Below are 2,798 nucleotides of genomic sequence, written 5' to 3'. Positions count from 1 at the left end.
TCTTGTCCTCGCCAAAGACCACCGGGAGCACGAGATCTGTCGTGTGGGTGTTGATGCCGTTGCGCCAGACCACCTGGAACGTGACGTCCATCTCGGCAGTCGGGGTCAGGTTGAACGTGACCGTCCCGGAGGCGTCAGAGGCGAGGGTCCCGATGAACCCGCTGGTCGGGGTGACGGTAAAGCCCGTTCCCAGCGGGATCACCTGGACGCCGGAGGCGGCGTTCGGGCGGGGGTTCCCGACCCGGACGGTGATATCGGCCGTCCGGGACTCGGAGAAGGCGTCCGGTCTTTCGACCACGGATACGCTGAGCGGCGTATTCTCGACCTGGACGGGGACCGGATAGCGCAGGTTGCCCTCGTTGCGGAAGTCAAGGACGAACTGCGGGTAGAACGTTCCCTCGCCCCCGTCCGCCCGGACGGTGAAGGTGAACGTCTTGCTGTTCCCGGCGCCGAGGTCCCCGACCGCGAGGTAAGGCTCGCTTAAGGGCACGACACCGTTGCCGTAGAGCCGGGCGCTCTTGATGGAGACTGTCTCGGAACCGGTGTTCTGGATCACGATCGTGAGCGTCCCGGTATCCCCTTTCATCAGGACCTGCGGGTCGAGCGTGGAGGAGACCACGGTGACATCTGCCGAAGCGGCGCCGGCCGGTCCGGTGAGTGCTGCGACGATGCAGAAGATTGAGATAATTGCGATGTAGAGAGGTTTCATAGTACACCTATCCGATGAGCGTGACAAGGTTGACGAGGATATAGAGCCCGACGGGTATCCCGACGGTGAGGACCGCGTTTCGCGTGGAGAGATTCCGTGCGTACTTCATGCCGAAGATCCAGATGTTTGCGCTCCAGATCAAAAAGAGGATGCCGACGATCCCGGAGATCGGCGTGAGGGGGTCGCTCAGCATGCCGGTTGTGACGCTCTCCACAAGCACCGCGATATCCTCGGGTCTCGAGATAATCGGGACCGAGAGATTCGATACGATCTGGTAGGAGAAGATCGCCCCGATGATGCCCCCAAAGACCTGGGGGATGAGCCCGTAGCCCGTGAACTCCAGCGTCCGCTTAAAGTCTCCATCCCCCATAAAGACCATCGAGATGATATAGAAGACGATACCGAAGGCAACCCAGGTGATGAGTCCCCCGATGATGCCGCTGGCCACAGCGAAGGCAACCCCCGCCAACCCGAAGACCTGCATGTCCGGGGGGAGGCCCTCGGTCAGCGCGTTTGCCGAGATGGCAGCGCTGACCGCACCGATAATCCCGATGACAAGCGCGATCAATGCCGGTATCTTCAGGCCCGGCTCACCCCGCATACGCTCTTGAAAGAAACGTCCGGGTTCGAGCAGCACCCGGAGAAAACCACTGTCCATGTATGTCTGCCTCACATACTTTTGGCTGACGAGGGGAGATAAACCTTATTGGATCCCGAGGGGAAGGAAGATAGATTATCTTCGAAATTTCAGAAAAATTACCATGATTTAAGAAAATTCGGGCAAAAGGTCATCCAATCCCGTGCAGGAACGGTCGGGGAGGGGATGGGGCGGCGTAAAGGTTAGAGGTGCCCGAGTTCTTTGAGGCTGACATACCCCCGCTTCGTGACGATGATGTGGTCGAGGACCCGGATGCCGAGGATCGACCCCGCCTCGACGAGCTGCCGGGTGATCCCGAGATCCTGGACAGAGGGATCGAGCGTGCCGGACGGGTGATTGTGGACCAGGATGACCGAGGCGGCCCGGTCGGTGATTGCGTCGGCAAAGACCTCCCGGGGATGGACGAGGCTCTGGTTTAAGATCCCGACGGTGACGATCCGGCGCTCGATCACCTCTCCGGCACCGTTGAGAGTAAGAGAGATGAAGTACTCCTGCTTCTTATCCCGCCACTCGGAAACGAGCGGGATGACGTCTTCGGGGCGGGTGATCCGGGTTCCGGTGACGTCGTCGTCGCCGAAATAGCGCCGCCCGAGCTCGAAGCAGGCCATGATCTCACATGCCTTTGCTGATCCGATCCCGCCGATCGCAAGGAGGGCCTCGTACGACGGCTTGCCCCCGGTCCCCCGGAGGTAACGCTCGACGTCGCCCGCAACCTCCGAGACGTCCCGCCCCTTCGTGCCACGCCCAAGGAGGAGGGCGATCAGTTCGGTATCGGTGAGCGCCTGCGGTCCCCGTTTGGCCAGTTTCTCGCGGGGACGATCGCGGTCCGGTATATCGCGCATCTTCCTCATGGTACTCAGATCCGGGAGGGTTGTAAATCCCGTTTTGCTCCCGGGAGCATGTATAGGTTGCCATACGGATCCGGGAGGACGAGAGAGTTCTGGCTCGACCGCGAATGAACTGAAGCGATCGGTTTTTCGCCAGGACGAAAGAAAGGCCACCGATACGATCGAAACGCTTTTTCTTATGGACTGCTATTCATCACCCAATGGAGCTTCCCTGGAAGAACAGCGTGGATGTCTGGTGCAGGCGGGGGCGGACCTACTGCGAGCAGGGGCAGTACGATCGGGCCATCGAGTGCTACAACCGGGCAATCGCCCTGGATCTCGGCGCCGCCATTGCCCGTTACTGCAAGGGACGGGCCCTCATGGCGATCGGGCGTTACCGGGAAGCAGTCAATTGTTTCGACCAGACCGTCAGGATCGACCCGACCTCTGCCCGCTTCTGGTATGCCGGGGGAGAGGCGCTCTACAGCCTTGGGCGGTACCGGGAGGCGGCCGAGTACTGTGGCCGGGCCGTGGAACTTGCACCCGACTCCACGGGCGCCTGGCTCATCCGAGGGCACGCTCTCCGAAAGCTCGGGCGGACGTC

General features: G+C 61.2%; 4 protein-coding genes. 1 reads left to right on the top strand and 3 read right to left on the bottom strand.

Features of this window, described 5'->3' with window-relative positions:
• The 3 genes from ACI94_RS05555 to radC form a co-directional block, all read right to left on the bottom strand.
• A partial coding sequence (locus ACI94_RS05555; RefSeq protein ID WP_286681190.1) for a CARDB domain-containing protein occupies positions 1-709 on the bottom strand: 709 nt, incomplete at its 3' end.
• Between the two features lie 7 nt (positions 710-716).
• The gene (locus ACI94_RS05550; protein WP_273259182.1) at positions 717-1,382 is read right to left on the bottom strand and encodes a YIP1 family protein; all 666 of its coding nucleotides are present in this window, start codon (positions 1,380-1,382) and stop codon (positions 717-719) included.
• A 167-nt stretch (positions 1,383-1,549) separates the two neighbouring features.
• Entirely contained in the window at positions 1,550-2,218 is a 669-nt protein-coding gene (gene radC / locus ACI94_RS05545; protein WP_273258497.1) for a DNA repair protein RadC, read from the bottom strand.
• Positions 2,219-2,415: 197 nt separating this feature from the next.
• Here radC and ACI94_RS05540 point away from each other — a divergent pair.
• The coding region (locus ACI94_RS05540) for a tetratricopeptide repeat protein (RefSeq protein WP_286681189.1) at positions 2,416-2,798 on the top strand (383 nt) is incomplete at its 3' end.

Origin of the sequence: Methanoculleus sp. DTU007 (genome assembly GCF_001512385.1) — an archaeon.
GTDB classification, from domain to species: Archaea; Halobacteriota; Methanomicrobia; order Methanomicrobiales; family Methanoculleaceae; genus Methanoculleus; species Methanoculleus thermophilus.
This window is presented reverse-complemented; position numbering and strand designations above follow the sequence as displayed.

Excerpts from the sequence above, each read along its gene's own strand:
- radC (WP_273258497.1), bottom strand. The coding sequence starts at position 2,218 with ATGAGGAAGATGCGCGATATACCGGACCGCGATCGTCCCCGCGAGAAA.